General features: G+C 39.1%; 26 protein-coding genes and 3 pseudogenes. 25 read left to right on the top strand and 4 right to left on the bottom strand.

The window, feature by feature from the left end; translation table 11 throughout:
- Positions 1-366: 366 nt before the first annotated feature.
- Together HMPREF2961_RS15555 and HMPREF2961_RS01475 are read left to right on the top strand one after the other, a co-directional pair.
- Positions 367-630 (top strand): helix-turn-helix domain-containing protein, encoded by a 264-nt coding sequence (locus tag HMPREF2961_RS15555; protein ID WP_256277953.1) that lies wholly within the window; start codon positions 367-369, stop codon positions 628-630.
- Between the two features lie 121 nt (positions 631-751).
- Positions 752-1,666: a hypothetical protein gene (locus tag HMPREF2961_RS01475; protein WP_127808460.1), complete on the top strand. Its 915-nt coding sequence runs from the start codon at positions 752-754 to the stop codon at positions 1,664-1,666.
- A 91-nt stretch (positions 1,667-1,757) separates the two neighbouring features.
- Here HMPREF2961_RS01475 and HMPREF2961_RS01470 read toward each other — a convergent pair whose 3' ends face one another.
- On the bottom strand, positions 1,758-2,492 hold the full coding sequence (locus HMPREF2961_RS01470) for an MIP/aquaporin family protein (RefSeq protein ID WP_002290500.1): 735 nt from the start codon (positions 2,490-2,492) through the stop codon (positions 1,758-1,760).
- 23 nt (positions 2,493-2,515) lie between these two features.
- Here HMPREF2961_RS01470 and HMPREF2961_RS15550 point away from each other — a divergent pair, with 23 nt between their 5' ends.
- From HMPREF2961_RS15550 to HMPREF2961_RS01440, 7 genes and pseudogenes are all read left to right on the top strand, one after another.
- Positions 2,516-2,647, top strand: a complete 132-nt coding sequence (locus tag HMPREF2961_RS15550; RefSeq protein WP_016628832.1) for a hypothetical protein — start codon at positions 2,516-2,518, stop codon at positions 2,645-2,647.
- Positions 2,648-2,817: 170 nt separating this feature from the next.
- Positions 2,818-3,228, top strand: a complete 411-nt coding sequence (locus HMPREF2961_RS01465; RefSeq protein ID WP_002315538.1) for a CidA/LrgA family protein — start codon at positions 2,818-2,820, stop codon at positions 3,226-3,228.
- Positions 3,221-3,922 (top strand): LrgB family protein, encoded by a 702-nt coding sequence (locus tag HMPREF2961_RS01460; RefSeq protein WP_002315539.1) that lies wholly within the window; start codon positions 3,221-3,223, stop codon positions 3,920-3,922. Before HMPREF2961_RS01465 ends, HMPREF2961_RS01460 begins: the two co-directional genes overlap by 8 nt.
- Positions 3,922-5,508: pseudogene (locus HMPREF2961_RS01455) on the top strand (helix-turn-helix domain-containing protein). Before HMPREF2961_RS01460 ends, HMPREF2961_RS01455 begins: the two are co-directional and overlap by 1 nt.
- Positions 5,509-5,527: 19 nt before the next feature.
- A complete protein-coding gene (locus tag HMPREF2961_RS01450) occupies positions 5,528-5,749 on the top strand; it encodes a DUF2829 domain-containing protein (RefSeq protein WP_002290506.1) in 222 nt (73 codons plus the stop codon).
- Complete coding sequence (locus tag HMPREF2961_RS01445; protein WP_002290507.1) at positions 5,746-6,507, top strand: 3-oxoacyl-ACP reductase; 762 nt, start codon at positions 5,746-5,748, stop codon at positions 6,505-6,507. The genes HMPREF2961_RS01450 and HMPREF2961_RS01445 overlap by 4 nt, the downstream gene beginning before the upstream one ends.
- A 332-nt stretch (positions 6,508-6,839) precedes the next feature.
- On the top strand, positions 6,840-7,349 hold the full coding sequence (locus HMPREF2961_RS01440) for a QueT transporter family protein (protein WP_002290510.1): 510 nt from the start codon (positions 6,840-6,842) through the stop codon (positions 7,347-7,349).
- 74 nt (positions 7,350-7,423) lie between these two features.
- Here HMPREF2961_RS01440 and HMPREF2961_RS01435 read toward each other — a convergent pair whose 3' ends face one another.
- Both HMPREF2961_RS01435 and rpsD read right to left on the bottom strand, forming a co-directional pair.
- Positions 7,424-7,963 carry a biotin transporter BioY gene (locus tag HMPREF2961_RS01435; protein ID WP_002315542.1) on the bottom strand — a complete coding sequence of 180 codons (540 nt, stop codon included), beginning with the start codon at positions 7,961-7,963 and terminating at the stop codon, positions 7,424-7,426.
- Between the two features lie 138 nt (positions 7,964-8,101).
- On the bottom strand, positions 8,102-8,713 hold the full coding sequence (gene rpsD, locus HMPREF2961_RS01430) for a 30S ribosomal protein S4 (RefSeq protein WP_002294265.1): 612 nt from the start codon (positions 8,711-8,713) through the stop codon (positions 8,102-8,104).
- Positions 8,714-8,974: 261 nt separating this feature from the next.
- On the opposite strand from rpsD, the gene HMPREF2961_RS01425 reads away from it, so the two are divergent.
- The 8 genes and pseudogenes from HMPREF2961_RS01425 (at position 8,975) to HMPREF2961_RS01390 (ending at position 18,215) form a co-directional block, all read left to right on the top strand.
- Positions 8,975-9,826, top strand: coding sequence for a formate/nitrite transporter family protein (locus tag HMPREF2961_RS01425; protein ID WP_174128728.1), 852 nt, complete (start codon positions 8,975-8,977; stop codon positions 9,824-9,826).
- A gap of 28 nt (positions 9,827-9,854) precedes the next feature.
- A complete protein-coding gene (locus HMPREF2961_RS01420) occupies positions 9,855-10,490 on the top strand; it encodes a DNA alkylation repair protein (RefSeq protein WP_002290514.1) in 636 nt (211 codons plus the stop codon).
- A 19-nt stretch (positions 10,491-10,509) separates the two neighbouring features.
- Positions 10,510-11,283, top strand: coding sequence for a Cof-type HAD-IIB family hydrolase (locus tag HMPREF2961_RS01415; RefSeq protein ID WP_002315544.1), 774 nt, complete (start codon positions 10,510-10,512; stop codon positions 11,281-11,283).
- A 410-nt stretch (positions 11,284-11,693) separates the two neighbouring features.
- Positions 11,694-12,491 carry a TIGR00282 family metallophosphoesterase gene (locus tag HMPREF2961_RS01410; RefSeq protein WP_002290518.1) on the top strand — a complete coding sequence of 266 codons (798 nt, stop codon included), beginning with the start codon at positions 11,694-11,696 and terminating at the stop codon, positions 12,489-12,491.
- A complete protein-coding gene (locus HMPREF2961_RS01405) occupies positions 12,466-12,882 on the top strand; it encodes a YlbF family regulator (RefSeq protein WP_016628824.1) in 417 nt (138 codons plus the stop codon). Before HMPREF2961_RS01410 ends, HMPREF2961_RS01405 begins: the two co-directional genes overlap by 26 nt.
- Positions 12,866-15,511, top strand: a complete 2,646-nt coding sequence (mutS, locus tag HMPREF2961_RS01400) for a DNA mismatch repair protein MutS (protein WP_002315545.1) — start codon at positions 12,866-12,868, stop codon at positions 15,509-15,511. The genes HMPREF2961_RS01405 and mutS overlap by 17 nt, the downstream gene beginning before the upstream one ends.
- A gap of 17 nt (positions 15,512-15,528) precedes the next feature.
- Positions 15,529-17,637, top strand: a complete 2,109-nt coding sequence (gene mutL, locus HMPREF2961_RS01395; protein ID WP_002315546.1) for a DNA mismatch repair endonuclease MutL — start codon at positions 15,529-15,531, stop codon at positions 17,635-17,637.
- Between the two features lie 20 nt (positions 17,638-17,657).
- Positions 17,658-18,215, top strand: a pseudogene (locus tag HMPREF2961_RS01390) (nucleoside triphosphate pyrophosphatase).
- Between the two features lie 83 nt (positions 18,216-18,298).
- On the opposite strand, the gene treP reads toward HMPREF2961_RS01390, so the two are convergent.
- Positions 18,299-20,287 carry a PTS system trehalose-specific EIIBC component gene (treP, locus tag HMPREF2961_RS01385; protein WP_002290525.1) on the bottom strand — a complete coding sequence of 663 codons (1,989 nt, stop codon included), beginning with the start codon at positions 20,285-20,287 and terminating at the stop codon, positions 18,299-18,301.
- Positions 20,288-20,509: 222 nt separating this feature from the next.
- Here treP and treR point away from each other — a divergent pair, with 222 nt between their 5' ends.
- The 8 genes and pseudogenes from treR to HMPREF2961_RS01345 all read left to right on the top strand — a co-directional run.
- The gene (gene treR, locus HMPREF2961_RS01380; RefSeq protein ID WP_002290526.1) at positions 20,510-21,223 is read left to right on the top strand and encodes a trehalose operon repressor; all 714 of its coding nucleotides are present in this window, start codon (positions 20,510-20,512) and stop codon (positions 21,221-21,223) included.
- 76 nt (positions 21,224-21,299) lie between these two features.
- Complete coding sequence (gene msrB, locus HMPREF2961_RS01375) at positions 21,300-21,746, top strand: peptide-methionine (R)-S-oxide reductase MsrB (RefSeq protein WP_002309788.1); 447 nt, start codon at positions 21,300-21,302, stop codon at positions 21,744-21,746.
- 168 nt (positions 21,747-21,914) lie between these two features.
- Positions 21,915-22,517, top strand: a complete 603-nt coding sequence (ruvA, locus tag HMPREF2961_RS01370; RefSeq protein WP_002290528.1) for a Holliday junction branch migration protein RuvA — start codon at positions 21,915-21,917, stop codon at positions 22,515-22,517.
- A 12-nt stretch (positions 22,518-22,529) separates the two neighbouring features.
- Complete coding sequence (ruvB, locus tag HMPREF2961_RS01365; RefSeq protein WP_002290529.1) at positions 22,530-23,531, top strand: Holliday junction branch migration DNA helicase RuvB; 1,002 nt, start codon at positions 22,530-22,532, stop codon at positions 23,529-23,531.
- A 28-nt stretch (positions 23,532-23,559) separates the two neighbouring features.
- Positions 23,560-24,138, top strand: a complete 579-nt coding sequence (locus HMPREF2961_RS01360; RefSeq protein WP_002290530.1) for a TetR/AcrR family transcriptional regulator — start codon at positions 23,560-23,562, stop codon at positions 24,136-24,138.
- Positions 24,139-24,190: 52 nt separating this feature from the next.
- Positions 24,191-24,673 carry a low molecular weight protein-tyrosine-phosphatase gene (locus HMPREF2961_RS01355; protein WP_070703804.1) on the top strand — a complete coding sequence of 161 codons (483 nt, stop codon included), beginning with the start codon at positions 24,191-24,193 and terminating at the stop codon, positions 24,671-24,673.
- Positions 24,674-24,789: 116 nt separating this feature from the next.
- The gene (locus HMPREF2961_RS01350; RefSeq protein ID WP_002315548.1) at positions 24,790-25,164 is read left to right on the top strand and encodes a hypothetical protein; all 375 of its coding nucleotides are present in this window, start codon (positions 24,790-24,792) and stop codon (positions 25,162-25,164) included.
- Positions 25,165-25,861: 697 nt separating this feature from the next.
- Positions 25,862-26,120 (top strand): annotated as a pseudogene (locus tag HMPREF2961_RS01345) (hypothetical protein); the annotation flags it as partial.

Genomic DNA, 26,120 nt, shown 5'->3' with positions numbered 1-26,120 from the left:
AGAACCATTTACACAAAATTATTGACGCTCCCTTCGATAGTATAAAATGCTTTTGTATTAGCGTAGATGCCTATAAGTAAATGATATAATCATTATAACAGGTATAACAGCAAGAACGGCCGAATAAACGAATAAGAAGGGATAGTAGCAGTGAAGGAATGGAAACAGCAATATACGTAGAAAGAGCTGATGGCTAATGAATTATGAGTTTTTTTAAGCAAGGAAGATTATAGAAGTTATTCATTACTTAAATATTTAGAAGCAAGCTCAAATTTATCAGAATCAATCTCGGATATTCAAGAGAAACTATCGTTATCGACATTTCTCTTGAAAAAAACTATCGATAAGCTAAAACATGATTTACAAATGTTCGATTTAGAGAAAAATTTTCGTCTAACTGTTAGTGAATTGATGATATGTTTGGAAATCAATGGTAAAAGTTCTAGTAAAGCCCTATTATCTCGCTATATAACAGATTCTTTATCCATGAAAATGGTATTGGCTTTCTTTCAGGAAAAATATATCTCAATAGAAAATTTTGCTGAACAGCACCATGTGAGTTATTCTGTGGCGTATAAAGTATTGCAAGGGCTGAAAAGAAATCTAAAAAAGTATCAAATTTTTTTTTGAGAAAAGAAAGTTGACAGGAAATCCTAAAAACATCCGCCTTTTTTTATATAATCTTTTTAACTCAACAGAAATAAGTGTTGAAAAGTTGTATGCGCTACCTATAATTATAAAAACAGAAAAAATGGTAAAAAATTTAAATCGGTATTATCCTCTTTCCGCTTATGAAAAAAAGAAATTATTCCACTTTTTAGCAATCAATCTATTGTCTGAACAAGAAGATTCTTTAGATATTGTCAACAATCAGCCGCTATTTTTCTCAGATATAGGATTTTTCTATCTAAAAGGAGTACTGGAGACAGAATCAGTTGTTTTTATCTGTAAGATCCTCTCGTGGCTTTATCTCCATGATAAGTTAGATCAAAAGTATTTGAGGAAAAAAGAAGATGAAACAATCGAATGGTTGAATGAGCGGTTCATTGAAAGTTTTGAAAAACGGTTCAAACGGTTACCGAAAGAAACGAGAAAATCGATCCAAAATGAGTTAACCAAAATACATTTTAAACTTTTGCATTATACCCTTAATAAATCGGATGAATTTCCACTAGATATTTCTTTTTTTAATCAAAACTATCCTACATTTTATTGCTATCTATTAGAGTATATGAATGATCTAATGTCAAAACACAAAGAGTTGCTTCAAGATAAATTTTTTCTTTTTTTCAGTTATTTATTGTTATTGATCAATCACATACCCGTTCAACTAGTTTCTGAGCCAGTAAAGATCATCATCGATTTTTCCTATGGTGCTGCCTATAATCGATTTATCAAGAAAAATTTAAGTTTGTACATTAATCTGAATACGGAAGTGATAGAGGCTGGAAAAACTGATTTTCCGGATGTTATAATCACGAATAGAAACAATTTATATGAAGAAAGTGTGTCTCAAGTAGTGGTTTGGCTTGATCCGCCAAGAGCAGTAGACTGGGGGAACCTTACAAAGATTTTGTTGACTATCCAAGAAGAGAAATACAAAGACAGCAAAATTGACAAGCAAATAGACGATTTTCCTGAAGAAATCATCGACAGGATCGAATAGTGAACTTCTTTTAGAAAGTCCACCTGCTTTTTCTAAAATAAAAAAACTTGGTACGCAATCGCTGTACCAAGTTTTTTTATTTAGCTTTTAATTAAGCCATAAATAATAATTTATATAAGAATACTGCTACGACACCAGCACAGATAGGTGCAACAACGGGTACCCATGCATATCCCCATTGAGAAGAACCTTTATGTTTCAATGGAAGTAGTGCGTGTACAAGACGTGGTGCAAAGTCACGAGCTGGGTTCAGACCAGGACCTGTAGGACCACCAAGTGAAGCAACTAATGTCCATACAAGGAAACCAAGTGCTAAGTGAGCTGTACCAAGGTTATCTTGGAAGAATGGTGCTTTTGTAATACCTAAAGCTCCAAAGAATAAAACGAATGAACCAAAGAATTCATTGACGAAACCATTGAATTTAGAACCAACACTGTTGATTGTTGAGAATGTACCTAACACATGGTTTACATCTTCTGTTTGGTCGTAGTAAGGTTTGTAACAAGCCACTACGATCAATTGTCCGATCGCTGCACCAATCAATTGTGCAATGATATAAGGAACAACTTCAGCCCAAGGGAACAATCCGTTAGACGCTAAGGCAATCGTAAATGCTGGGTTGATGTGGTTACCGCTGATTCCGCCAAAGATCATTGCCGGCATCATAACCCCAAATCCATATCCGACAGCAATCAGCATCCAGTCGCTGCCATATCCTTTTGTACCTTTTAAATCTACGTTTGCTACAGCACCGTTACCTAGCACGATTAGTAATGCTGTACCAATCATTTCCGCCGCAAGACGGGTCATTAGTGAGTAATCCATAAATACCTCCAAATGTTATAAAAATGCAAAAAAAAAGAAACATCAACACGAAAAGCATCGGTGCAGTGTTTCGTGTCGGAAGGATTTCTGCAGTCTTAACAAATGTGAATAAAAAAATGATTTCCATTACGTATAAGAAACCAGACCAACAGTAAAACTCCAACTCTTTTTAAAAGTTCTCCACAAATCACCAAGCTTAACTATAAATATACCAAAAAAAAAACGTTTTTTTTCTCAAAAATTGTATCTTAGAAACAGCATGTTTTGAAACTTTCAGAAAAGGTTTGTTAGTAAAATGAAAGCTATACGTAAGGAGTGTTGTTTGATGAAATTTTTTCAAGAGTTTTTCATTATTATTTTCTTTTCTGTATTAGGAGAAGGTATCCGAATTTTTGCTCATTTACCTATTCCTGGGAGTATCTTAGGTATTCTTTTTTTATTTTTAGCATTTGAAATGCATCTTGTTGATCCTGAAAAAATCGGAGCAACTGGTGACTTTTTATTGAATAATCTAGCTATTTTATTTGTTCCAGCTGGTGTAGGTTTATTGGAATATTTTGATGACATTGCTTCGATATGGCCTATTTTACTGGGGGCAGTCGTCGTGTGCTCCATCGTCACGATGGTCACAGCGGGAAAAACGGCAGAAGGGGTAGAAGCTTTGCTAGGCTATATCCGTAAGAAAAAAGCAAGCAGGGTATCTGTAAACGAAATGGAGGAGAATCAAATTGACTGAGTTTTTTGTGAATCCATTATTTGGCTTAAGTTTGACTTTAGGAGTGTACGTATTATCTGACAAATTTTTGCGGAAATATAAACTGCCTGTTTTGAATCCTCTCGTATTATCGATTGTTGTTATTATCTTATTTCTGCATTTTTCTGGCGTCAGCTATAAAGAGTATAATATCGGCGGCAATTTTTTGACTATGCTGATTACTCCTGCGACAGTGGCACTTGCCATCCCGCTTTATAAAAACTTCCGTTTGTTGAAAGAAAATTTTTATCCTGTAATAGCTGCGATTTTGGCAGGGATAGTCGCAAATTGCTTGGTTAGTGTAGGGATCGGTTATTTCTTCTCTCTTCATAAAGAGATGGTCATCTCATTACTACCGAAATCTGTAACGACGGCTATTTCTGTCGATTTGTCTCATACGATGGGTGGGGTGAATGCCGTGACTCTTGCTATTGTTGTCTCTACAGGTATTTTTGGCTCGCTGATCGCTACTCATATTTTCCGCTTATTCAAGATCGAAAGTCCCGTTGCTCGCGGTGTGGCGTTAGGAAGTACTTCTCATGCTATCGGTACAGCAAAAGCAATCGAGATTGGCGAAGTAGAAGGGATCATTTCAGGGCTTGCGATATGCGTAAATGGGATATTGACCGTTTTGTTGCTGCCGTTATTCTTTCAGCCTTTTGCTGGCTTGTTTTGATGCGAAAACCACTATTTTATGCTACAATAACCAAAACGTTCTAGCATAAAAAAGGAGGGAAAGACGTGTATTTGTCTTCCGAGTATCTTAAACAATTTGATAAAGATCTATATTATAAGATTCTCCTCCTAGAAAGTTTTGAGGATCAAGCTTGGCATACTGCTGCACAATTAGCGCAAGTTGTTCAGCTGGATGCCCGCAGTGTGTCGAAATACCTAAACGAGCTGTCTAAAAACTATCAGCAGTTTAGCGGTAAGACGCACCCTTTGTTTACAAAAAATCACCGTTCTGGTTATAACTTTTATGATACGCTCGATTCAATCGAACATGAGCGTTTTTTGATCTATCTCGTGCAAAGTACGCTGAAATTCCAGCTGCTGCACGACATTTTTTTTGAAGAATTCCACACAATTTACCAATTTGCGCAAAAGCATTACATTAGTGAATCCACTGCTCATCGAAAAATCAATGAATGGAAACAGCAACTGCAAACTTATGGCATTCGTCTGCAACGAGGTACATATATCGCGCAAGGCGAAGAAGAAATCATTCGACTTTACTTGCATATGACATTCTGGCAGTTGTTTCGAGGGAAAATCTGGCCGTTTGAAACGATTTCTCAAATGGACGTAAAAAATATGGCAGAACATATCATGGCTTTTTTCAACGTTCGTTTGAATGAAATCAAAAAAAGACGATTGGAATACATGCTAGGTGCCTTTTTTTTAAGAAAATCACAGAAGCATTATGTGGTATTGAATGAGAAAAAAAGAGGGCTGATCGCAGACAATCTGTTGTTCCAGCGATTCTGCCAAGTCATGGAGCCGGTATTTCCTAATTATTTTCAAGTAGAAGACGAATTAGGCGCATTGTTTCTTGTTCTGATGACGCGTGAAGAATATTATAGTGATCCTAAGATACGGAAGAAAATTTTTGATTTTCATCAACAAGCAGAAACACCGCCTTTTGCAGCTCTTTCTGAAGCAAAAGCAGCTCTTTCTCTTTATCAAGAAGAGCAGGAGCTACCAGCGGAAGATCTGACCTTTGAGGCAGAAAACTATTTGTTCAGTAGTCATTTTTTCGCCTATCTTTTTCCTAACGCAAAAGAAACGATTGATGGAAACAGTAGTGACTTCATTAATCATTTAGTCATTGAAAACAAAGAATTAAAACAATGGTTAGTACGCTTTTTTGAAAGCAGACACAAACAGCCTAATCATCTAGCGTTTAAAAATCATGCGTTTTTGATGGGACGGTATCTGACTGTGTTTAAAACATTAGGAGCCTTTACTCCACAGCTTCCAAAGATCACGATCCTTTTGATGACAGATTTCCCATTATTTGAAGAGCAACTGTTAGAGGAGGGGTTACGGACGTTTTTCCGTAATGATTATCAGCTGATTTTTCTACCAACGGATTATCGGGGAAGAGAAGTGGATCTTCTGATTTCCACAAGTAAAGTTCATCGAAAACCGTGGGCGGATCTTGACTATTTTATTGTGACCGAAGAATTAAAATTGATAGATTACATTCAGCTATCTCAAAAATTTGAAATGATTCAAAAACAAAAACAATCAAAAAAATAATAAAAAAAGGAGAATAAAGATGACATTTGAAGAAATTTTACCAGAATTGAAAAAAGGTGCAAAGATTATTCGTAAAGGATGGAGTGGATTTGAGCTTTATGTTGTTCTCGTATCCGATGATGAATTTGATGGCTGTCCGGTGACGCCTTACTTATTGATCAAAACAAGTGATGAAGGTTTTTCTAGCTTTGCTCCTACAGTTTGCGATATTTTAGCAGATGATTGGGCGATCGTAGAATGAAAAACCGTTATCCAGATTTAGCTAAACAGGTCGTATTTATTACAGGAGCTGCTTCTGGTATTGGTGCCGCACAAGCCCAAGCTTTTCTGGAACAGGATGCCTTTGTATTTGGATTAGATCAAAAATTTGGAAAAATGGAAGAACTTTCTTTTCGATTTCCTGAAACTTTTGCCTACGCACTAGGGGATGTCCGACAGAGGAAAGAACTCCAACAAGCGGTATCGAAATGCCAAAATCATTTTGGTGAAGTTACGATTTTATTGAATACTGCGGGGGTATTAGATGCATACAAATCCTTGATGGAAACTGACGAATCGCTGTGGGATCTGATTTATGAAACGAATGTGAAAAGCATGTATCATCTAACAAGCATCATCCTTCCTGATATGATCCGTCGAAAAAGCGGAACAATCATTAACATGGCTTCGATTGCGGGTTTGGTTGCTGGCGGAGGTGGGATCGCTTATACAAGTGCGAAACATGCAATCGTCGGTTTTACTAAACAACTCGCTCTGGATTACGCGGAGCAGGGGATCCGAGTAAAAGGAATTGCTCCAGGAGCCATCCAAACGCCGATGAATGCGGCTGATTTTGAAGGAAAAGGTGAGATGGCAGAGTGGGTGGCAAATGAAACACCAGTCAAGCGATGGGCACAGCCGGAAGAAGTAGCGGAGCTGACATTATTTCTTGCCTCTCCTCAAGCAAGCTATATACAAGGAACGATTATTCCAATCGACGGTGGCTGGTTGCTAAAATAACCTTGTGTTTTTTCAAGCTTCTGTATGATAAGAAATAAAGAGAGAACCAAATGGTTGATGATAAAAGAAAGTCGATGATTGTTCCCGGCATTTGATGTCAGACAGCTTTTTCAAAACCTTCTGATATAAACGGTGTTCAAAAGCTTGCAACTGCGGTAATAAGTCCAGCCAAATGAAAAATAGGAGGAGCTATTTTTATTTGACTATTCTTATTACTTGTTGCAGGGTAGCTTTTTCACAACCTTCTGCGGCACTTCAGTTGGAATTTTCTTCCCATCCTTTGGTCGCAGTCATTACCAAGATAAAATTATCTTGCAAAGGAGAAATAGAACATGGAAAAAAATAATACCCGTTCAGCCAAACGCTGGACAACGACAGATGTGACTCGGATGGCGCTAGTCACTGGTTTATATGTGGCAGTGACGCTGGTTTTGTCTGTTTTTAGCTTTGGAGTGATTCAGATTCGTCTCTCGGAGATGTTCAACTATCTGTCCTTATATAACAAAAGATACATCGCCGCGGTAACAGCGGGAGTAGCTTTGGCTAATATTGCTTCTCCTCTTGGACTGATAGATGTTGTAGTAGGAAGCGTCAGCACGCTGATTGTATTGCTTATCAACTATAAAATCACTAGTCGCATCAAAAACATGAAAATCAAAATGGCTGTGACAGCATGCGTATTTGCTTTTTCCATGTTTACAGTAGCTGGTCAGCTAACGATTTTATATCAACTACCTTTTTTCTTGAATTGGTGGGTGATTGCTTTAGGAGAACTGGCATCAATGATTGTCGGTGGGATAATTATTTATTGGATCGGTAAAAAAGTAGATTTGACAAAATAAAGATCTGTTTAAATTAAAATAAGGCAGCGTGGAAGAGACCGGATGTTGAGTCTTCTTCCATGCTGCTTTTTTGCTCAATTCGTTCGAAGAAATCGATTTAGCCGTTTTTTCATCAAGACACCGATATAGGCTGCTCCAATTGCTTTGATTGCTTCCGGCAGTAAAAAAGGCAGCAGCCCACTGGCAAATGCAGTTGTAAAAGTAAGATCGCCACTTATCTTCAGCCAGATCGTCCCACAGACTAAGGCGGCAAGAGAGCCCATTAGATTGGCAAAGATTGCGTACAAGTAATGAGCGTCTGTTTTTTCGATCATCCAGCCAGTTAGCCATGTTTGAAAGAGAAATCCAATCAAATATCCGCCAGTTGGACCAAATAAAACAGCTATGCCTCCAGTCATCCCTGAAAATACAGGAAGACCGATCAAACCCAGTAAAAGATAAACTGTAACCGATATCAATCCCAGTTTTCTTCCGAGAAAAGTGGCTGTCAGTCCAATAGCAAATGTTTGCCCTGTCAAAGGAACCAAACCAAAAGGAATGGTCATCTGAGAAAGGACAGAAATAATCGCGGCAAATTCCGCAGCCAGTATCAATTCTTTCAATGTTCGGTTCATAATGACCTCTTTTCGTTAACTTAATATTTTTATTTGGTTAACGAAATTGTAAAACAAAGTGATTGCTTTGTAAATAGAAAATAAAAAAAAGACCAACTATCCAATAGATAGCGGTCTTTTTCAAGAAAGCTTTTGAAATTATAAGCTTTGGTTGTAGTATTCAACGACAAGAGCTTCGTCGATTTCTGGATATAGTTCGTCACGTTCTGGTAAACGAGTCAATGAACCTTCCAATTTTTCAGCGTCAAAGCTTACGAATGCTGGACGTCCAACAGTTGCTTCTACAGCTTCTTTTACTGTTACGATGTTTTGTGATTTTTCACGAACTGAGATCACTTGACCCACTTCTACGTGGTATGAAGGGATATCAACGCGTTTGCCATCAACTAAAATGTGACCATGGTTAACTAATTGACGTGCTTGACGACGAGTCGTTGCAAGTCCTAAACGGTAAACAACATTGTCTAAACGTTGTTCTAGTAAGATCATGAAGTTAACACCATGTTTACCTTCTTTGATTTTGCTAGCTTTTACGAACAAGTTACGGAATTGACGTTCGTTCATTCCGTACATGTGACGAAGTTTTTGTTTTTCAGTTAATTGCATGCCGTATTCTGATTGTTTGCCACGGCTGTTAGGTCCGTGTTGACCTGGTGCGTAAGGGCGACGTGCTAATTCTTTTCCTGTGCCTGACAATGAGATGCCTAAGCGACGAGAAATTTTCCATGATGGTCCTGTATAACGAGACATTAAAATTTCCTCCAATGAATATAAGTTTTTGGAGTAAAATAATCCGTTGAAAAATTCATAATCATATAGTTTGTTCTTCAATCTTCACCTTTGCAGCCGCGGTTACACAATCGAACCCGAGACGGGGCAACAAACTAGGGATGAGTTATTATTTTTCTGCTGCATTATTTTACACAAACTACAGTATATGATAGATCATCCATGAATGTCAAGATAATTAGTACGTAAAAACGCTTTACAAACCTAGGCTCTCTTTATAAAATGAGAAGGTATGTGCAAATGGAAAAAAGTGAAGGAAGTTTAAGGAGAAAATCAATGAATCCGGTATCACCATTATTTGAGAAAATCGATGCTTCAATTGAAAAGAAGGCGAACCTTTTTGAAAACAGCTTTTCACGTTACGCTGTTCGAGCGGTTCTTGCCTGTTTGTTTTTGACTTTAGGAACGGCTGTGGCATTTGCGATCGCGATGAAGGGGGAAGATATCGCGCACGGTCTAGGAAAGATTTTATACGCATTTATGTTCAGCTGGGGTCTAGTCATGATTCTATACATGAACGCCGAATTAGGAACATCGAATATGCTTTATATGACCGTGGGTGTTTTTCGGCAGAGACTTGCTTTAAGTAAGGCAGCCAAGATTCTATTTGCCTGTATTTTTTTCAATATGATTGGCGGTATGTTATGTGGATTTCTTATTTCTATGACTACGCCATTTCAAGATTTAACGTTGGACAACTTTATGTTAGAATCAATGGCAGTAAAACTAGCAAAACCTGCAACAACGATTTTGGTGGAAGGGATGTTTGCGAATATCGTTGTCAATACCGCTGTACTGATCAGCATGCGGATGAAAGAGGATGCTGGGAAAGTGATCACAGTCGTATTCATTATTTTCATTTTTGCTTTTTTAGGATATGAACACGTGATAGCGAATTTTCCTGCCTTTACGCTTGCTTACTTTGCTTCCCATGGCCAGATGGATGGAATGACAGCCAGCAATGTGTTACATAATTTGTTTTTTGCTTTGGCAGGGAATTATATTGGTGGCGGTTTAGTGATGGGACTGGGTTATGCTTGGCTGAATCAATCAAAATCATCCTATGTGGACTAAAAAGTCGTTCATTAAGGGAGGAAATACCATGGAAGTGTTAGTTTTTCCAAAAAATGAAGAAAAAGCGCTGCAAATGGAAAAGTACATGAAAAATCTCTTTCCTTTTGCTGGGGTACCTAAGCCGGAACGCGCTCTTTTGCAACAGCCGTTATTAGATGAAAGCAAACATTTATCTGTTTCTGAAGTTTTAGCTTTTGTTCATTATTATTATGAACAAATCGAAAGAGAATATCAGTATGTGGCGATCGATTTAGTCCAAAAAAACATCAAACGGCTTACCTTTGAAGAGATAGTTGCATTGTTACCACTAGTCCAGAAAAAAGAATGGTGGGACAGCATCGATTCTTGGAGAAAAGTATACAGTACATGGTGTAAAGCCCATCCAGAGCAACGTAAAGAAGTCTTTCAGTTGTTCGAAAAAAAGGAAGATTTCTGGTTGCGTCGAATAGCAATCACGTTGCAATTAGGTTATAAACAGCAAACAGACACAGCACTATTGATCCGAGCAATAGACGAAGACCGTCAAACAAAGGAATTCTTTATCCAAAAAGCAATCGGTTGGGCATTGCGTGATTATAGTAAGACCGATGCCGCTTGGGTAAAAAGTCAGCTGACAACAGATTTGAGCAAGTTAGCTGTTCGCGAGGCAAGCAAGTATTTATAAGAAAGCGAGACGACAAGAGATGAGACGCAAATTATTTGCTTTTGATATTGATGGAACGTTGTTAGATTCAAATAAACAAGCTTTAGATAGCACGAGAGAAGCATTGGAAAAATTACGCAAAGCCGGTCATCTGGTCACGATTGCTACAGGGCGGAGCCGGTTCCATGCGCAAGAAGTCATTCGAGATCTGGATTTTACGAACTACATTTTATGTAATGGAGCGGCCGGTTTTTTAGACCATGAACAAGTATATAAGAACTTACTAGATCGCGAACAGTTGGATGCATTCGTCGAGGAAGCGCATCATGAACAGATCGACACAGCTTTTGTCAGCTTAGACAATATCAAACGTTCTTCTTCCAATGATGTAACGGTGATGGAAGAGGCGATGCATTCTTTCGGTGCTGTCTTGCCTGAACTAGATCAGTTTTTTGCAGAGGAACAAGAAATCTATCAAGCGTTAGCATTTTTCGATCAAACATATGATGGAAAATTCTCCTCATATGATAAGATTCGATTTGTCCGCTGGCATGAGAACAGTGTAGATGTCGTTCCCCAAAACGGTTCTAAAGCGGCGACGATCCTACACTTAGCAGAACAAGTAGGCATCCCGCATGAAGATATTATCAGCTTTGGTGACGGACAAAACGACCGTGAAATGTTGCGTATGTCAGGAATCGGAATAGCTATGGGGAATGCTGTGCCAGAAGTACAAGCAGAAGCCAAGATGGTCACTGATACAAATGATCAAGATGGTATCTGGAAGGCATTGAAAGAGTTAAGTGTGATTTAAAAGAGGTTGTGAAAAAGCTGTTCTGCATCAAGTAATAAGAACAGCCAAACAAAAATAGCTCCTCCTATTTTTCGTTTGGCTGGGCTTATTACCGCAGATGAAAGCTTTTGAACACCGTTTAAGGAAGATGGCGTGACAGAAGTGATCAGTTTCAAGTAATAAGAAGGGATTTATGAAAATTGCTTCTCAAATTTTTGAAAAATTTCGGCTTATTTCTGAAGAAGCAGCAGATGGAACAACGTTTATTCGGGAAATGGGACTGTGACAAGATTTTTGCCACAGCCCCATTTCTTTATTTTATTTTTCAAATCTAAGAAATATCAAGAAAGAGTTCCTTTTGTTTGACCTTTTCTTTCTTATTGAAAACAACTATAATATAGAGTGATGTTAAAAGAGAAGAGGAATTTAGTGTGCGGGTATTGTTTATTGGTGATGTAGTAGGTTCAATGGGACGAGAGATGATTACTGAATATCTTCCTAGGTTGAAGAAGAAGTATCGTCCGCAAGTAACGATCGTAAATGGTGAGAATGCCGCTTCTGGACGTGGAATCACAGAAAAAATCTATAAAAAATTTTTGCAAGACGGTGTAGACGTCGTGACGATGGGAAATCATACGTGGGACAACCGCGGGATCTTTGAGTTTGTAAATGAAGCCAAAAAGATGGTTCGGCCGGCAAATTTTCCGGAAGGGACGCCTGGACAAGGGATGGTCTTTGTCAAAGTGAATCAGATCGAATTGGCAGTAATCAACATGCAAGCTCGTTCTTTCATGGTGGACTTGGATGATCCTTTTCGTAAAATGAAGGAACTAGTAGAAGAAGCTAGAAAACGTACGCCAATCATTTTTGTAGATTTTCATGGAGAAACAACAAGTGAAAAACAAGCGATGGGCTGGTTTTTAGATGGGAAAGTTTCAGCAGTGGTCGGTACACATACACATGTCCAGACAAATGATGCGCGAATTTTGCCAAAAGGCACAGCGTATCTGACAGACGTTGGGATGACAGGACCCTATGATGGTATTTTGGGTATGCGCAGAGAACCTGTGATCGAAAAGTTTCTGACCGCATTACCAAAACGTTTTGAAGTTGTCGAACAAGGCCGATCGATTTTAAGCGGCTGTATCTTAGAATTGGATGATACGACAGGTCATGCAAAAGAAATCCAGCTGATTCAAATCAATGAGGATCGACCGTTCATGGAGTAGAAAGAGAGGCAGTTTTTTGCAGCAGGAGCCGGAAATTCAAAAAGAAGTAAGGAAACTGACAAAACTTTTAAGAGAAAATGAAACGATCATTCGCTACAAAGAACTTGAAGAAAAGATCCATCAAAACCAGTATTTAACTGAGTTGAGAGAGAAAATCAAACAAGCGCAAAAAGAAGCTGTTCATTTTGCCCACTATGACAAACCAGCAGCAGAACAAGAAGCAATCAAGCGAGCGGATCAATTCATGAAAGAATTTGATCAGCATCCGCTTGTTATAGCTTATAGAAAACAGCTGTTGGAAGCAGATGATCTGCTTCATCATTTAACAACGATGATACAAGAAGAAATTAATGGACAAATAGAGGAGGAAAAACATGCCTCAAAAAACTAAAAACACTCCTATGATGGAACAATATCTAAGCATCAAGGCACAATACCAAGATGCTTTTTTGTTCTATCGTTTAGGAGACTTTTATGAATTATTTTATGAAGATGCGATCAAGGCATCACAGCTTTTGGAATTAACGTTGACGAGCAGAAATCGAAATGCAGAAGAACCTATTCCTATGTGCGGTGTCCCTCACCATGCAGCACAAGGATATATCGATGCCTTGATTGAAAAAGGCTATAAAGTAGCGATTTGCGAGCAGGTAGAAGATCCAAAGACGACTAAAGGGATGGTCAAGCGCGAAGTGATCCAGCTAGTCACTCCTGGTACAGTCATGGACAGCAAAGGATTGTCGGCAAAAGACAACAATTTTTTAACAGCTGTAGTTAGTCAAGGAAATGAATTTGGCTTTGCTTATGCCGATCTAAGTACGGGAGAATTGAAGACGGCTCGGTTGCATGATGAAGAAGCTGTTTTAAATGAAGCCTCTGCATTGCAGACAAAAGAACTCGTATTAGGCAGTGAGATCACTGATACCCTTCGTGAACAGCTAAGCGGGCGTTTAGGGCTAGTCTTTTCTCAACAAAATGAGATGGAAGAAAACGCGGAATTTAGCTTTTTGACAAGCGAACTAGTCGATCCGCTGGAAAAAGAAGCAACCGGCAAACTATTGACTTATTTAGCGGTAACACAAAAGCGGAGTTTAGCGCATATCCAAAAAGCAGTAGAATACCAGCCAGATCATTTTTTAAAAATGGATTATTATTCAAAATTCAACCTAGAATTAAGCCAATCTATTCGGACTGGGAAAAAGCACGGCACTCTTCTATGGTTATTAGATGAAACAAAAACAGCAATGGGCGGCCGCTTATTAAAACAATGGCTAGACCGTCCGCTTATCCAGGCAAAACAAATTAAAGCAAGACAAGAAATGGTCGCTTCTTTGCTAGACAGTTATTTTGAACGTATCGATTTGCAGTCAGCATTAACGAAAGTCTATGATCTGGAACGCCTAGCAGGTCGAGTAGCTTTCGGTAATGTCAATGGGCGAGACTTGATCCAGTTGAAAACTTCTTTAGAACAAGTGCCAATGATCAGAGGGTTGATTGAAGGAATCGATCAAGGTCAATGGCAAAGTCTGCTTTCAGAAATGCAACCGATGGACCATCTCGTCCAATTGATTGACCAAGCTATCCAAGATGATCCGCCGTTACAAATAACGGAAGGAAACATCATCAAAGATGGATTCAATGAGCAGCTCGATACGTACCGTTCTGCTATGAGAAACGGAAAGAAGTGGCTAGCAGAACTTGAAGCAAAAGAGCGTCAAGAAACAGGAATCAAGAACTTAAAAATCGGATTTAACCGCGTTTTCGGTTATTATATAGAAATCACAAAAGCAAATCTTGGAAATGCAGAGCTGGAGAAGTATGAACGAAAACAAACCTTAGCAAATGCAGAGCGTTTCATCACACCAGAACTAAAAGAATTGGAGACACAAATCCTCGAAGCAGAAGAAAAATCTGTTGATTTAGAATATCAGTTGTTTTTAGCTGTGAGAGAAGAAGTCAAAAAGGCTATCCAGCCGCTACAAGTACTTGCAAAAGCAATCAGCGCAGCAGATGTGCTACAAAGTTTTGCAACGATCAGCGAACGCTATCAGTATGTTCGTCCAGAACTTGTCAGTGACAAGCATCAGCTTCTGATCAAAGACGGGCGACATCCTGTAGTAGAAAAAGTATTAGGACATCAGGAATATATCCCTAACAGCGTAGAAATGGCAGAAGACGAAATGATCTTGCTGATCACAGGACCGAATATGTCTGGTAAAAGTACGTATATGCGCCAGTTGGCATTAACTGTTCTGATGGCGCAAATGGGCTGTTTCGTTCCGGCAAAACAAGCAGTTTTACCTATTTTTGATCGGATTTTTACCCGAATTGGTGCAAGTGACGACTTAATTGCTGGACAAAGTACTTTTATGGTAGAGATGATGGAAGCCAATCAAGCCTTGCGTTATGCTACGCCAAATAGTTTGATTTTGTTTGACGAACTCGGGCGAGGAACAGCAACCTATGACGGAATGGCGTTGGCCCAAGCAATCATCGAATATATCCATCGTCATGTACAAGCAAAAACACTCTTTTCTACCCATTATCATGAACTGACGGTACTTGAAAAAGAACTTCCGCAGCTTAAAAATGTCCATGTTGGAGCTGTTGAAAAAGACGGAGAAGTTGTCTTCTTGCATAAAATGATGGATGGACCTGCGGATAAAAGCTATGGTATACATGTGGCAAAAATCGCAGGATTGCCTGCCAATCTACTAGAGCGAGCAGCAGATATCCTGCATACGCTAGAAAATGGCGATAACGGACACCATACTGTTCCAGCTGAAATAGAAGAGAAGACTAAAACAGCCAAACAGGAGCAAATAAAACCACCTGAAGAAAAAGTAAACCAAGACCCTATACAAGACAGTGTCAAAGAAGAAAACCAACAACTTTCTTTATTCGGTGAATTATCCGAAAATGAAACAGAAGTCATTGAATCACTGAAGCAAATAAATTTACTAGAAATGACGCCAATGGATGCACTAAACACATTATATGAATTACAAAAACAACTGTAGGAAGAAGGCGGATATCGATGGCCAAAATCCAAGAATTATCTGAACGTTTAGCTAATCAGATCGCTGCGGGAGAAGTAGTGGAACGACCAGCTTCCGTCGTGAAAGAATTAGTGGAAAATGCAATTGACGCCGGTAGTACTCAGATCGATATCTTAGTTGAAGAAGCGGGACTGCGGACGATCCAAGTGATTGATAACGGAGAAGGCATTTTGGCAGACGACGTAGAGAATGCCTTCAAGCGGCATGCGACAAGTAAGATCCATAATCGCGATGATCTTTTTCGCATACGAACGCTGGGCTTTCGAGGGGAAGCTTTGCCAAGTATTGCCTCTGTTTCTGAAATGACTCTGGAAACGGCGAATCAGGAAGAAAAACAAGGTACTTATCTTTCGCTCAAAGGCGGTGAGGTCTTGGAGCATCGGCCAGCGCCTCTGCGTCAAGGAACGAAGATTACCGTCAGCAACCTGTTCTTCAATACGCCAGCCCGCTTGAAATACGTGAAAACACTGCACACAGAATTAGCGAACATCGGGGACATCGTCAATCGTCTGGCATTAAGTCACCCATCAATCGCTTTTCGTTTAGTACATGATGGAAACAAAATGTTGGCAACTGCTGGAAATGGCGATCTGAAACAAACGATTGCGGGAATCTACGGATTATCTACCGCTAAAAAAATGTTGAAAATCGAAGGAAAAGATCTAGATTTTGAGTTATTTGGTTATGTTTCATTGCCAGAGGTGACTCGTGCCAGTCGGAATTACTTATCGACGATCATCAATGGACGTTTTATCAAGAATTTTTCCTTAAATAAAGCAATCGTTGCAGGTTATGGATCAAAATTAATGGTCGGCCGTTTTCCTATTGCTATATTGGAAATCAAGATGGACCCGCTTTTAGTCGATGTAAATGTCCATCCGACGAAGCAGGAAGTCCGGTTGTCGAAGGAAAAAGAACTAACAGAGCTAATTAGTAACGCCATTCAAAAAGCATTGTCCCAAGAAAACCTGATCCCAAGTGCCGCGGATAATCTACGGTTCAAGAAAAAAGTACCAGATCAGCCTAAAACGGAACAAATCGAAATCGATTTGTCCTACGCTTTTGAAGAAGAAAAACCTAAAAAGCCAAGTAGTTTGAATTTTGACCGAGAGACAGGAACCTTTTTTGTAGAAGAACCAAAGAGCACATTTGTTGACAGATCTGTTGATAAGTCTGTGGAAAATGTTGAAAACTTTTCTGGTTTTTCCGAAGAAAACACCAGTTATCCAGAAAAAACAGCGAAAACGGTGGATAAGTTTGGTGAAAATGTTGATAACTTTGTAGAAAAAACAGTGGAAAAATCTGAAAAGAAAGAAATTCCTACTGTGGATAACACGGAAGAAACAAATAAAGAACAAATAGATATATCCTTGGAAGAGGATGAACAGAGTTACGAGGAAGAATTGACACTCCATCCTGAATTTGATTTCACTCAAGGAAACGACAAAACATTAGAACAAGCGATCAAGAAACTAGAAACGGAAAAACCAGTTCAACGTTTTCCTCAATTGGAATATTTTGGACAGATGCACGGAACGTATCTTTTTGCCCAAAGTAGCGACGGATTGTACATCATCGATCAGCATGCTGCTCAAGAGCGTATCAAATATGAATATTTTCGGGAAAAAATTGGGGAAGTATCTGATGATCTGCAAGAATTGCTTGTTCCATTTGTGTTGGACTATCCAAACAGTGATGCTTTGAAACTAAAAGAGCAAAAGCATTTGCTAGAAGACGCAGGGATTTATTTAGAAGAATTTGGTCAAAACAGCTTTATTGTACGAGCTCATCCTACTTGGTATCCCAATGGTGAAGAAGAATCGATTATTCGCGAGATGATCGACATGCTACTGACGACAGGAAGTGTGAGCGTAAAAAAATTCCGTGAAGCAACAGCAATCATGATGAGCTGTAAACGATCGATCAAAGCCAACCATTATTTGAATGAAGCACAAGCACGTGTGCTGCTGAAAGATTTAGCACAATGCGAAAATCCGTTCAATTGTCCCCATGGCCGCCCAGTATTGATTCACTTTACCAACTCGGATATGGAAAGAATGTTCAAACGGATCCAAGACCCGCATTAAGTCAGAGAGAAGAGGGAAACATGAAGATTATACTAGCATCCCAATCACCAAGAAGAAAAGAGTTATTGGCTCACATCGTTTCAGAATTCGAGATCGAACCTGCTGATATTGATGAAACGCCATTTCCAGACGAACTGCTCGATTATGTACGCAGAATGGCTGAAGAAAAAGCACGAACTGTTTGGGAACAAAAAGAAAAGAAAGACAGCTTAGTGATTGCTAGTGACACGACTGTTGTTCTCAACCAGGAGATCATGGGTAAACCAGAAGATATGGCTGAGGCTGAAGTCATGTTGAAAAAATTAAGCGGGGAAACACATACTGTATACACAGCAGTTGTTTTAAAAACAAAGGAGCGAGAAGAACGAATACTAGCAGAAGCACATGTCACTTTTTACCCACTGACAGATGAATAAATCAATCGTTACTTGGAGACGGGAGACTATGCGGATAAAGCAGGGGCATACGGCATCCAAAATGCTGCAAGTGTATTCGTCAAAGAAATTTCTGGAGATTACTACAGTATCGTAGGGTTTCCGATTGGTGCTGTCAATCAGGCACTGAAAACATTCAATTAAACAAAAAAGCGGACTATCTGATTTTCGATTGAAAATCCATGATAGCCCGCTTTTTTATTGAAAAGATTACTTATCTACTCTGATTAAGATTTTACTTCAGCGTTACCGACTGCTTCGCCTGGGCGAACAAGTCCTGATTGGTCAAGGGATAGACCAGCAACTTTTTCGTTATTAGTTAAAGCAACAATAATGTCAGTTTTCTTACCAGCTTGTTCTATTTCTGGCAAATCCATTTCAGCAATCAGAGTTTCTGGTGTGACAAGATCTCCTTCTTTCACGAATACAGTGAAAGGAACGCCTTTTAGTTCAACGGTATCTAATCCCATGTGAACAAGTACTTCCAGCCCCTCATCAGAAAGAATACCAATGGCATGTTTTGTTTCAAAGACGCTCGTCACTTTACCATTTACTGGTGCATAGACTTTGCCGTTTGACGGTTCGACAGCATAACCGTCACCCATCATTTTTTGTGAGAAAACTGGGTCATTTACTTCAGTAATTTCCTTGATGTTCCCAGCAGCCACTGCGAATAATGTTTCTTTTGTTGCAACTGCCGTACCAGTTGCTGAAACAGGTTCGAAAGACTGTGGTGTTGCTGTTGCGCCATTCGCTGTTTGAAGCTGTACATCAGCAGCATTTTCAGGAACAGCAGGATCAATCTTATTCAAGATTCCCTGACGTCTAAAGACGATCGTCAAGCCAAATGGAATGATGATAGCGATGATCATTGCGATGATGAAAGGTACCCATGTTTCTGCTTGGATGGCTAGTATTCCTGGTAAACCACCTACTCCGATCGCGTTTGCTCGAACATCCATCAAGTTGGCAAACATGCCAGCTAATCCAGAACCGACCATTGCTGCGACGAAAGGATAGACGTATTTCAAATTGATTCCGAACATAGCAGGTTCAGTTACACCTAAGTAACAAGAAATCATTGCTGGAATCGAGATTTGTTCTTCTTTTTTGTTCCCACGATGCAAGAAGACGATGGCTAAGACTGCAGAGCCTTGGGCGATATTTGACAAAGCAATCATCGGCCATAAATTCGTTGATCCGAAATCTGCAATCAGCTGCATATCAATCGCATTGGTCATATGGTGGAGACCAGTAATTACTAAAGGTGCATACAGGAACCCGAATACAGCACTAAACAACCAGCTGATAGAAGACGTCAACCCGGTATTTACGATAGTTGAAATCCAGCTTCCGACTGTCCAGCCGATAGGACCTAAAATAACGTGAGCAGCTAAAACAGTTGGTAACAATGAAAACAATGGAACAAAGATCATTGAGATCGACTGAGGGATATATTTGCGGAAGAAAATCTCTAGATACGCTAACATAAACCCTGCCAGCATAGCTGGAATAACTTGTGCTTGATAACCAATCATTTGGACTTGAGCAAAACCAAAATCCCAAAATGGAATATCTGCTGCGGCTGTGGAAGCTACACTATAAGCATTTAATAATTGCGGAGAAACTAATGTAATTCCTAAAACGATTCCTAATATTTGTGTAGTACCCATCTTTTTCGCAATACTCCAAGTGATACCTACTGGAAGAAAATGGAAAATTGCTTCACCTGGCAGCCATAAAAAGGCATTGACGCCATTCCAAAATTGCGAGTGTTCAACGATCGTTCCACCAAGACTTTCAAACTGGATACCTTCAAGTACATTTCTGAACCCAAGGATCAATCCGCCGACGATAATTGCAGGAATCAGTGGTGTAAAGATTTCTGCCAAGACGGCAATGGCGCGTTGTACGGGATGAAGGTTTTGTTTTGCTGCTGCTTTTCCTTGTTCTTTGGAAACCCCTTCAACGCCGGATACTGCAACGAAGTCGTTATAAAAAGTAGAAACATCATTTCCTATGATGACTTGGAACTGCCCAGCATTCGTGAACATCCCTTTCACGCTAGGAATATCTTCGATTGCTTTTTGATCTGCTTTTCCAGGATCATTTAGGACGAAACGCATACGAGTTGCACAATGACTAACTGCAGCAATATTTTCTTTTCCGCCGATATCATGTAGCAGTTTCTCGGCATCTGCTTGATACTTTGCCATATCAATAAACCCCTTTCTTTTAACTTGTCTATGCAAGTTACTTCTTCGTTTACTATACTTTTTTTTAGGAAGAATTGCAAGCGTTTTATTCAAAAACATCCAGAAAAATGATATCGTTTTAAAAAGCATAAAATAAGCTTTTCTTAAAAAGAGGAACATTGAAATACAAAAAGAGCTGTAGTATAGTGAAGAAATGATGGAAGAACGAGTGAGGGAAAAAACATGAACAAGTTCAATGAAATTTTTTTAGATTTGGAACAGAAAATTTTAGCGAAAGAATATCCTCCGCATTCGCTTTTGCCTAGTGAGAACCAATTGATCAAAATCTACGGTGTTTCACGAGAAACAATTAGAAAAGCACTGAATCTTTTGACGACGGAAGGATATATTCAAAAAAAACAAGGAAAAGGGTCGATCGTACTAGATCGAAACCGCTTTGATTTTCCTATTTCTGGACTGACAAGCTATAAAGAGCTACAGGAAACCCAACGTATTCCAAGTGAAACGATCGTTCATACGTTAGAAGAAACAGAAGTAACAAAAGCACTGAATGAGATTACTGGCTGGGAGATTGGTGCACCTGTCTGGCATTTGATACGCGAAAGAAAAATCGATGGTGAAGTGGTTATATTAGATACTGATTATCTATTAAAGGAGATCGTTCCTCATTTAACCCCAGTACAAGCACAAGGATCGATCTATGAATATTTTGAAAATGAGCTTTCTTTAACGATTGCTTACGCACAAAAGGAAATCACAGTAGAAGAAGTAACAGATATCATGAAAACAACGATGGATCTTCACGATGACACTTACGCAGTGGTCGTCAGAAGTCTTGTTCATTTGGAAGATACCCGCTGTTTTGAGTATTCTGAGTCGGTACACCGATTAGATAAATTCCGTTTCGTTGAGTTTGCCCGGCGCCGAAAAGTGTAAATGTTTCGAAAGAAAGCAAATTGTTGGCATCTGTCTGCTTTGGCGCTATGATAGGATCACAAAGGGGGCATTTTTAATGGATAAACCAACAAGACCAGAAAAAGAAGAACTGAAAGAAAAATTATCACCGATGGCTTATGCAGTCACACAAGAAAATGCAACAGAACGTCCATTTACCGGAAAATACGATGATTTTTACGAAAAAGGGATCTACGTCGATATCGTCAGCGGCGAACCGTTATTTAGCTCTGCGGAAAAATATGACGCTGGTTGTGGCTGGCCATCATTCAGCAAACCAATAGCGAAAAGACAAGTACGCGAAAAAGCCGATTTTTCTCATGGCATGCATCGAATAGAAGTTCGAAGCAAAGAAGCAAACTCTCATCTCGGGCATGTATTTACCGATGGCCCAGTAGATAAAGGCGGTCTGCGTTACTGCATCAATTCTGCCTCACTAAAATTCATTCCCTATGAAAAGATGGATGAACTCGGTTATGGCGAATACAAATCACTGGTAGAATAATGAAAATACAAAAAGAGCGGTACAATACGGGGCTTCACTCGATCGTCCGCTCTTTTTTATTCAAGCGATTGCTATTTGAAAGAAACGCTCCCCAGACTCCTTTTTTCACAAGGTGAAATGTGCTACAATAAAGGGAACGTATGTGTGCAAAAGAAAGAGGACTAGAATATGTATGAATATCTGACAGGTGTGGTTACCTTTATCAACCCCTATTACATAGTAGTAGAAACCAATGGTATCGGCTACCAGATCGCACTAGGAAATCCTTACCGCTACAGCAGCAAACTAAATCAAAAAATAAAAATTTATGTCCATCAGGTGATCCGCGAAGATGCGCATCTTTTGTATGGATTTGATTCTTTAGAAGAAAAACAACTGTTTTTGCGATTAGTCAGTGTTTCAGGAATCGGTCCAAAAAGTGCTCTTGCGATCATGGCAAGTGAAGACCACTCCGGTTTGATCCAAGCAGTGGAATCCAGTGATGTCACTTATTTGACAAAATTTCCAGGGGTAGGGAAGAAGACGGCGCAACAAATGATCTTGGATCTAAAAGGAAAATTTGGTGAGCTGAGTATCGATACGCCCTTCAGTCTATTCGATGAAGCAAATACAAAAGACGCTACCGCTCTATCTGAAGCAATGGAGGCTCTCTCAGCTCTTGGTTACAGTGATAGAGAAATCAAACGTGTAGAAAAACAATTAAAAGAAGTCGACAATCAGACAACAGATGAGTATTTACGCCAAGCACTCAAGCTGATGATGAAAAAATAAGGAGGAGACCAAATGACAGATGAATACTTGTTATCACCAGAAACTGGCGAAAATGAACTGAGTTTGGAAAAATCTCTTCGTCCGCAGTTGCTTTCTCAGTATATCGGGCAGAGAAAAGTCAAACAAGAACTTCAGATCTACATCGAAGCTGCCAGAAATCGGGAAGAACCATTAGATCATGTTCTGTTGTATGGGCCTCCTGGATTAGGGAAAACGACGATGGCTATGGTCATTGCTAATGAGATGACTGTGAACATTCGTACGACAAGCGGCCCCGCTATCGAACGTCCGGGTGATTTAGTAGCGATCTTGAATGAACTGGAAGCAGGGGATGTCCTATTTATCGATGAGATCCATCGATTGCCTAGAGTAGTAGAAGAGATGCTTTATTCGGCCATGGAAGATTTTTATGTAGACATCATGGTAGGACAAGGACCAACCGCACATCCGGTCCATTTCCCTCTTCCTCCCTTTACTTTGATTGGGGCGACGACGCGAGCAGGTATGCTTTCTGCACCTTTACGCGATCGATTTGGCATCATTTCACATATGGAATATTATGACGAACAGGAACTGCAGGAGATCGTTTTACGTTCTTCGGATATTTTTCAAACAGAGATCATTGAAGAAGGGGCATTGGAAATTGCTCGCCGATCGCGAGGAACGCCTAGAATCGCGAATCGCTTACTCAAACGGGTTCGTGATTTTGCGCAAGTTCAAGGAGACGGGAAAATCGATCGTCCTATAGCAGATCAGGCGCTTACTTTGCTACAAGTCGATCAAGCTGGTTTGGATTATGTTGACCAGAAATTGTTACGGACGATGATCGAATTATATGGCGGCGGACCCGTAGGATTAAGCACGCTTTCCGTAAATATAGGAGAAGAACGAGAAACAGTCGAAGATATGTATGAACCGTACTTGATCCAAAAAGGATTTTTAAAGCGTACACCTAGAGGGCGAATGGCTACGGCTTATGCTTATGAACATTTCGGCTACGACTATCATATGTGATTTTTGCTTTTAGATTGGAGGAAAATGAATGAGTGATACAACACGTACGAAACAATTGATCAAAAACGTATTGATTGATTTGTGCCAAACACAATCTTTTCGAAAAATCAGCGTCCAAAAAATCGCAAATGAAGCAAAAATCAATCGTCAAACATTTTATTATCATTTTACAGATAAATACGATTTGCTTCGTTGGGTCTATTGTGAGGATGCCTTGCATTATTTAGACCCGCAATGTCTTACTCTTGATAATTGGGAAGAGCAAGCATTGAAAATGCTGAAAGCAATTGCTGAAAAGAAAGAGTTTTACGCAAATACTGTGCTTTCTGACCAAGAAATTTTACAAAAAGAATTTTCTCAACTAATCCAAAAATCTTTTATCAAGATTTTTGAGCAAATGGATGAAGAAAGACAGCTTTCTGCAAAAGATAAACTATTTTATGCTCGTTTTTTTTCTTACGGTTGCAGCGGCGTGTTAGTCAATTGGATCACGAATGAATATGAAGAAACACCGATGGAAATCGCTATGCAGCTTTTCCGTTTAGCCAAGGATACGGAATTATACTCTTATCGTCTTTATGCAAAAGAAGAGTTGGAAGAACAGTAATAGAAATAATCTTTCGTTGAAAAAGCCATGATCGTTAAAAGGAGATGGGAAAATGACAAAAATTTTATTTGTTTGTTTGGGAAATATTTGCCGTTCACCAATGGCAGAAGGCTTGTTGAAGAAACGAATAGCATCAGAAGGAAAGGAAGCAGAATTTTTTGTGGATTCTGCTGCTACAAGTACGTATGAAGTTGGAAAGACACCGCACCCTGGAACGAAAAAAATATTGAACCAAGAAAATGTGGATATGACGAATATGGTTGCTCGTCAAATCACACCCCACGATTTTGAAACTTTTGATTGTATCATTGGCATGGATCAAGAAAATGTAGAAGAACTGAAAAGAAGAGCACCACGCTCAGCACAGGAAAAAATCCATTTGTTTTTAAGTAGCATCCCTGGAAAAGAAAAAGAAAATGTTCCCGATCCATACTATACCAATAACTTTGATGAGACATATCAATTGATCACAGAAGGGTTAGATCATTGGTGGAACATTTGGATGGATGAAAATAAAATAACAAACAGTTTCTAAAATCAGCGCTTTCTTTTTTTAGAGACGTTAGAGCATTTCCTTGTTTTTTTGTAAAATGTTAGGTAAAATAAGATTAATTAAGTAACACTTTCTTAGCTAAAGGAGGAGTGCATTCGATGAACGAAGAGACAGTATCACCAATGAAGAAGCTTACGAAGTTAGTTACTCATACCTCGTATCAACTTTTTGATTCTTTTGTAAATGACACTGAAGAACATGCTAAGAATGTACGATTGCAAGGAAAGTTTATTCTTGAGCTGCAAACAGCTGCGACTGAACATAGTCTAGTTATCTTACAAGTAAGAGCGAATCGTTTGAGTAGCAAGTATGAAACGATCTCAGGTTGGGTGGCGACAAAAACGGTCGAAAAAGACCGAGTAATGATCCGCCTACAAAACGAAGAGCAGCAGATCCGCATGGTTCCCGTAGAACAAATTGAAAAAATAACAATCCTTTCGCCAGCAGGAGAACAGGAACGGTTATCAAAATAATTTATACCAGATAGAAAAGCACGTATGAGCTTGTACCATCAATCATTACTAATCAAAAATAACCGAATGCTTTAAGCGGATACCGATAAAACGAAACGTTTTACGATGAGTATCACAGCATGACAGCATTCGGTTGATTAGTTGAATCGATTGTATGGGACAAGTTTTTTTGATAAAAAAAGGTCCTGCTAGCCGGGGAGCTAGCAGGATAAGGAGTTAAAAATGAAAAAGTGTTGTTAGGGTTGTTTGTTGGTATGCTTATATAATAGTCATTAGTTGTGAATATTTTGTGACGAAAGTTTTCGAAAGTTGTTAAGTTTTTTTGCGAAATTTATTTTTACATCATGTATTTGTCTAAAATTTTATACTATAAAAAGACACGTTGTGCAATCAGCTACCCTTTGGTATTAGTTCAAAAAACGGTAAAATAGCTCCTTATATTTTGCTGTTTTGCTTTTCTAATACTTAAGCCAAGGCGCTGATTTCACAACCTTTTTTTACAAATCCAGCGATTCCCATGAGTCAAGAACTATCTTTTCTTCAAAAAGAAATAATAGGAATAGAAGCCTTGATAGTTGCGATAAAATAAAAATGGATAAATAAAATTCGAGAGAAACATGTATTGACGTAGCAGATGAAAGGGTCAGATTTGTTGGTGTATCAGGAGTGCCGTTAGAAGAACACAAGGAGAGAAAAGATGGAACTATTAGAAAAAGAAAGTATTGATTTTTATTTGGAGCGTGCTTGGACCGTGTTACGGTATGCTTTTTTCAAGGAAGAAGAGTATGACGGGCTAACTAGTCATCAGGAGGCAGTTTTAGAATTTCTCAATTACTCAAATAGATTGTGTGTTGCCAGGTCATGGCGGATTAGCGAAAGGCTTCTCGTAGTTTCTAAAAAAATATATGCACAAAAACTTTACGAATTCAGAGAAGAAAAAATCAACTATACGGATA

It is taken from the genome of Enterococcus sp. HMSC076E04 (genome assembly GCF_001814285.1).
In the GTDB taxonomy this organism is placed as follows: domain Bacteria; phylum Bacillota; class Bacilli; order Lactobacillales; family Enterococcaceae; genus Enterococcus_B; species Enterococcus_B lactis.
This window is presented reverse-complemented; position numbering and strand designations above follow the sequence as displayed.

Excerpts from the sequence above, each read along its gene's own strand:
- HMPREF2961_RS01405 (WP_016628824.1), top strand. The coding sequence starts at position 12,466 with ATGAGGATCGACCGTTCATGGAGTAGAAAGAGAGGCAGTTTTTTGCAG.
- HMPREF2961_RS01435 (WP_002315542.1), bottom strand. The coding sequence starts at position 7,963 with ATGAACCGAACATTGAAAGAATTGATACTGGCTGCGGAATTTGCCGCG.
- HMPREF2961_RS01415 (WP_002315544.1), top strand. The coding sequence starts at position 10,510 with ATGAGACGCAAATTATTTGCTTTTGATATTGATGGAACGTTGTTAGAT.
- HMPREF2961_RS01360 (WP_002290530.1), top strand. The coding sequence starts at position 23,560 with ATGAGTGATACAACACGTACGAAACAATTGATCAAAAACGTATTGATT.
- ruvB (WP_002290529.1), top strand. The coding sequence starts at position 22,530 with ATGACAGATGAATACTTGTTATCACCAGAAACTGGCGAAAATGAACTG.
- ruvA (WP_002290528.1), top strand. The coding sequence starts at position 21,915 with ATGTATGAATATCTGACAGGTGTGGTTACCTTTATCAACCCCTATTAC.
- mutS (WP_002315545.1), top strand. The coding sequence starts at position 12,866 with ATGCCTCAAAAAACTAAAAACACTCCTATGATGGAACAATATCTAAGC.
- rpsD (WP_002294265.1), bottom strand. The coding sequence starts at position 8,713 with ATGTCTCGTTATACAGGACCATCATGGAAAATTTCTCGTCGCTTAGGC.
- treR (WP_002290526.1), top strand. The coding sequence starts at position 20,510 with ATGAACAAGTTCAATGAAATTTTTTTAGATTTGGAACAGAAAATTTTA.
- HMPREF2961_RS01420 (WP_002290514.1), top strand. The coding sequence starts at position 9,855 with ATGGAAGTGTTAGTTTTTCCAAAAAATGAAGAAAAAGCGCTGCAAATG.
- HMPREF2961_RS01350 (WP_002315548.1), top strand. The coding sequence starts at position 24,790 with ATGAACGAAGAGACAGTATCACCAATGAAGAAGCTTACGAAGTTAGTT.
- treP (WP_002290525.1), bottom strand. The coding sequence starts at position 20,287 with ATGGCAAAGTATCAAGCAGATGCCGAGAAACTGCTACATGATATCGGC.
- HMPREF2961_RS01445 (WP_002290507.1), top strand. The coding sequence starts at position 5,746 with ATGAAAAACCGTTATCCAGATTTAGCTAAACAGGTCGTATTTATTACA.
- HMPREF2961_RS01465 (WP_002315538.1), top strand. The coding sequence starts at position 2,818 with ATGAAATTTTTTCAAGAGTTTTTCATTATTATTTTCTTTTCTGTATTA.
- HMPREF2961_RS15550 (WP_016628832.1), top strand. The coding sequence starts at position 2,516 with ATGCAAAAAAAAAGAAACATCAACACGAAAAGCATCGGTGCAGTGTTT.
- HMPREF2961_RS01440 (WP_002290510.1), top strand. The coding sequence starts at position 6,840 with ATGGAAAAAAATAATACCCGTTCAGCCAAACGCTGGACAACGACAGAT.
- HMPREF2961_RS15555 (WP_256277953.1), top strand. The coding sequence starts at position 367 with ATGTTCGATTTAGAGAAAAATTTTCGTCTAACTGTTAGTGAATTGATG.
- HMPREF2961_RS01470 (WP_002290500.1), bottom strand. The coding sequence starts at position 2,492 with ATGGATTACTCACTAATGACCCGTCTTGCGGCGGAAATGATTGGTACA.
- HMPREF2961_RS01450 (WP_002290506.1), top strand. The coding sequence starts at position 5,528 with ATGACATTTGAAGAAATTTTACCAGAATTGAAAAAAGGTGCAAAGATT.
- mutL (WP_002315546.1), top strand. The coding sequence starts at position 15,529 with ATGGCCAAAATCCAAGAATTATCTGAACGTTTAGCTAATCAGATCGCT.
- HMPREF2961_RS01425 (WP_174128728.1), top strand. The coding sequence starts at position 8,975 with ATGAGAAGGTATGTGCAAATGGAAAAAAGTGAAGGAAGTTTAAGGAGA.
- HMPREF2961_RS01355 (WP_070703804.1), top strand. The coding sequence starts at position 24,191 with ATGACAAAAATTTTATTTGTTTGTTTGGGAAATATTTGCCGTTCACCA.
- HMPREF2961_RS01475 (WP_127808460.1), top strand. The coding sequence starts at position 752 with ATGGTAAAAAATTTAAATCGGTATTATCCTCTTTCCGCTTATGAAAAA.
- msrB (WP_002309788.1), top strand. The coding sequence starts at position 21,300 with ATGGATAAACCAACAAGACCAGAAAAAGAAGAACTGAAAGAAAAATTA.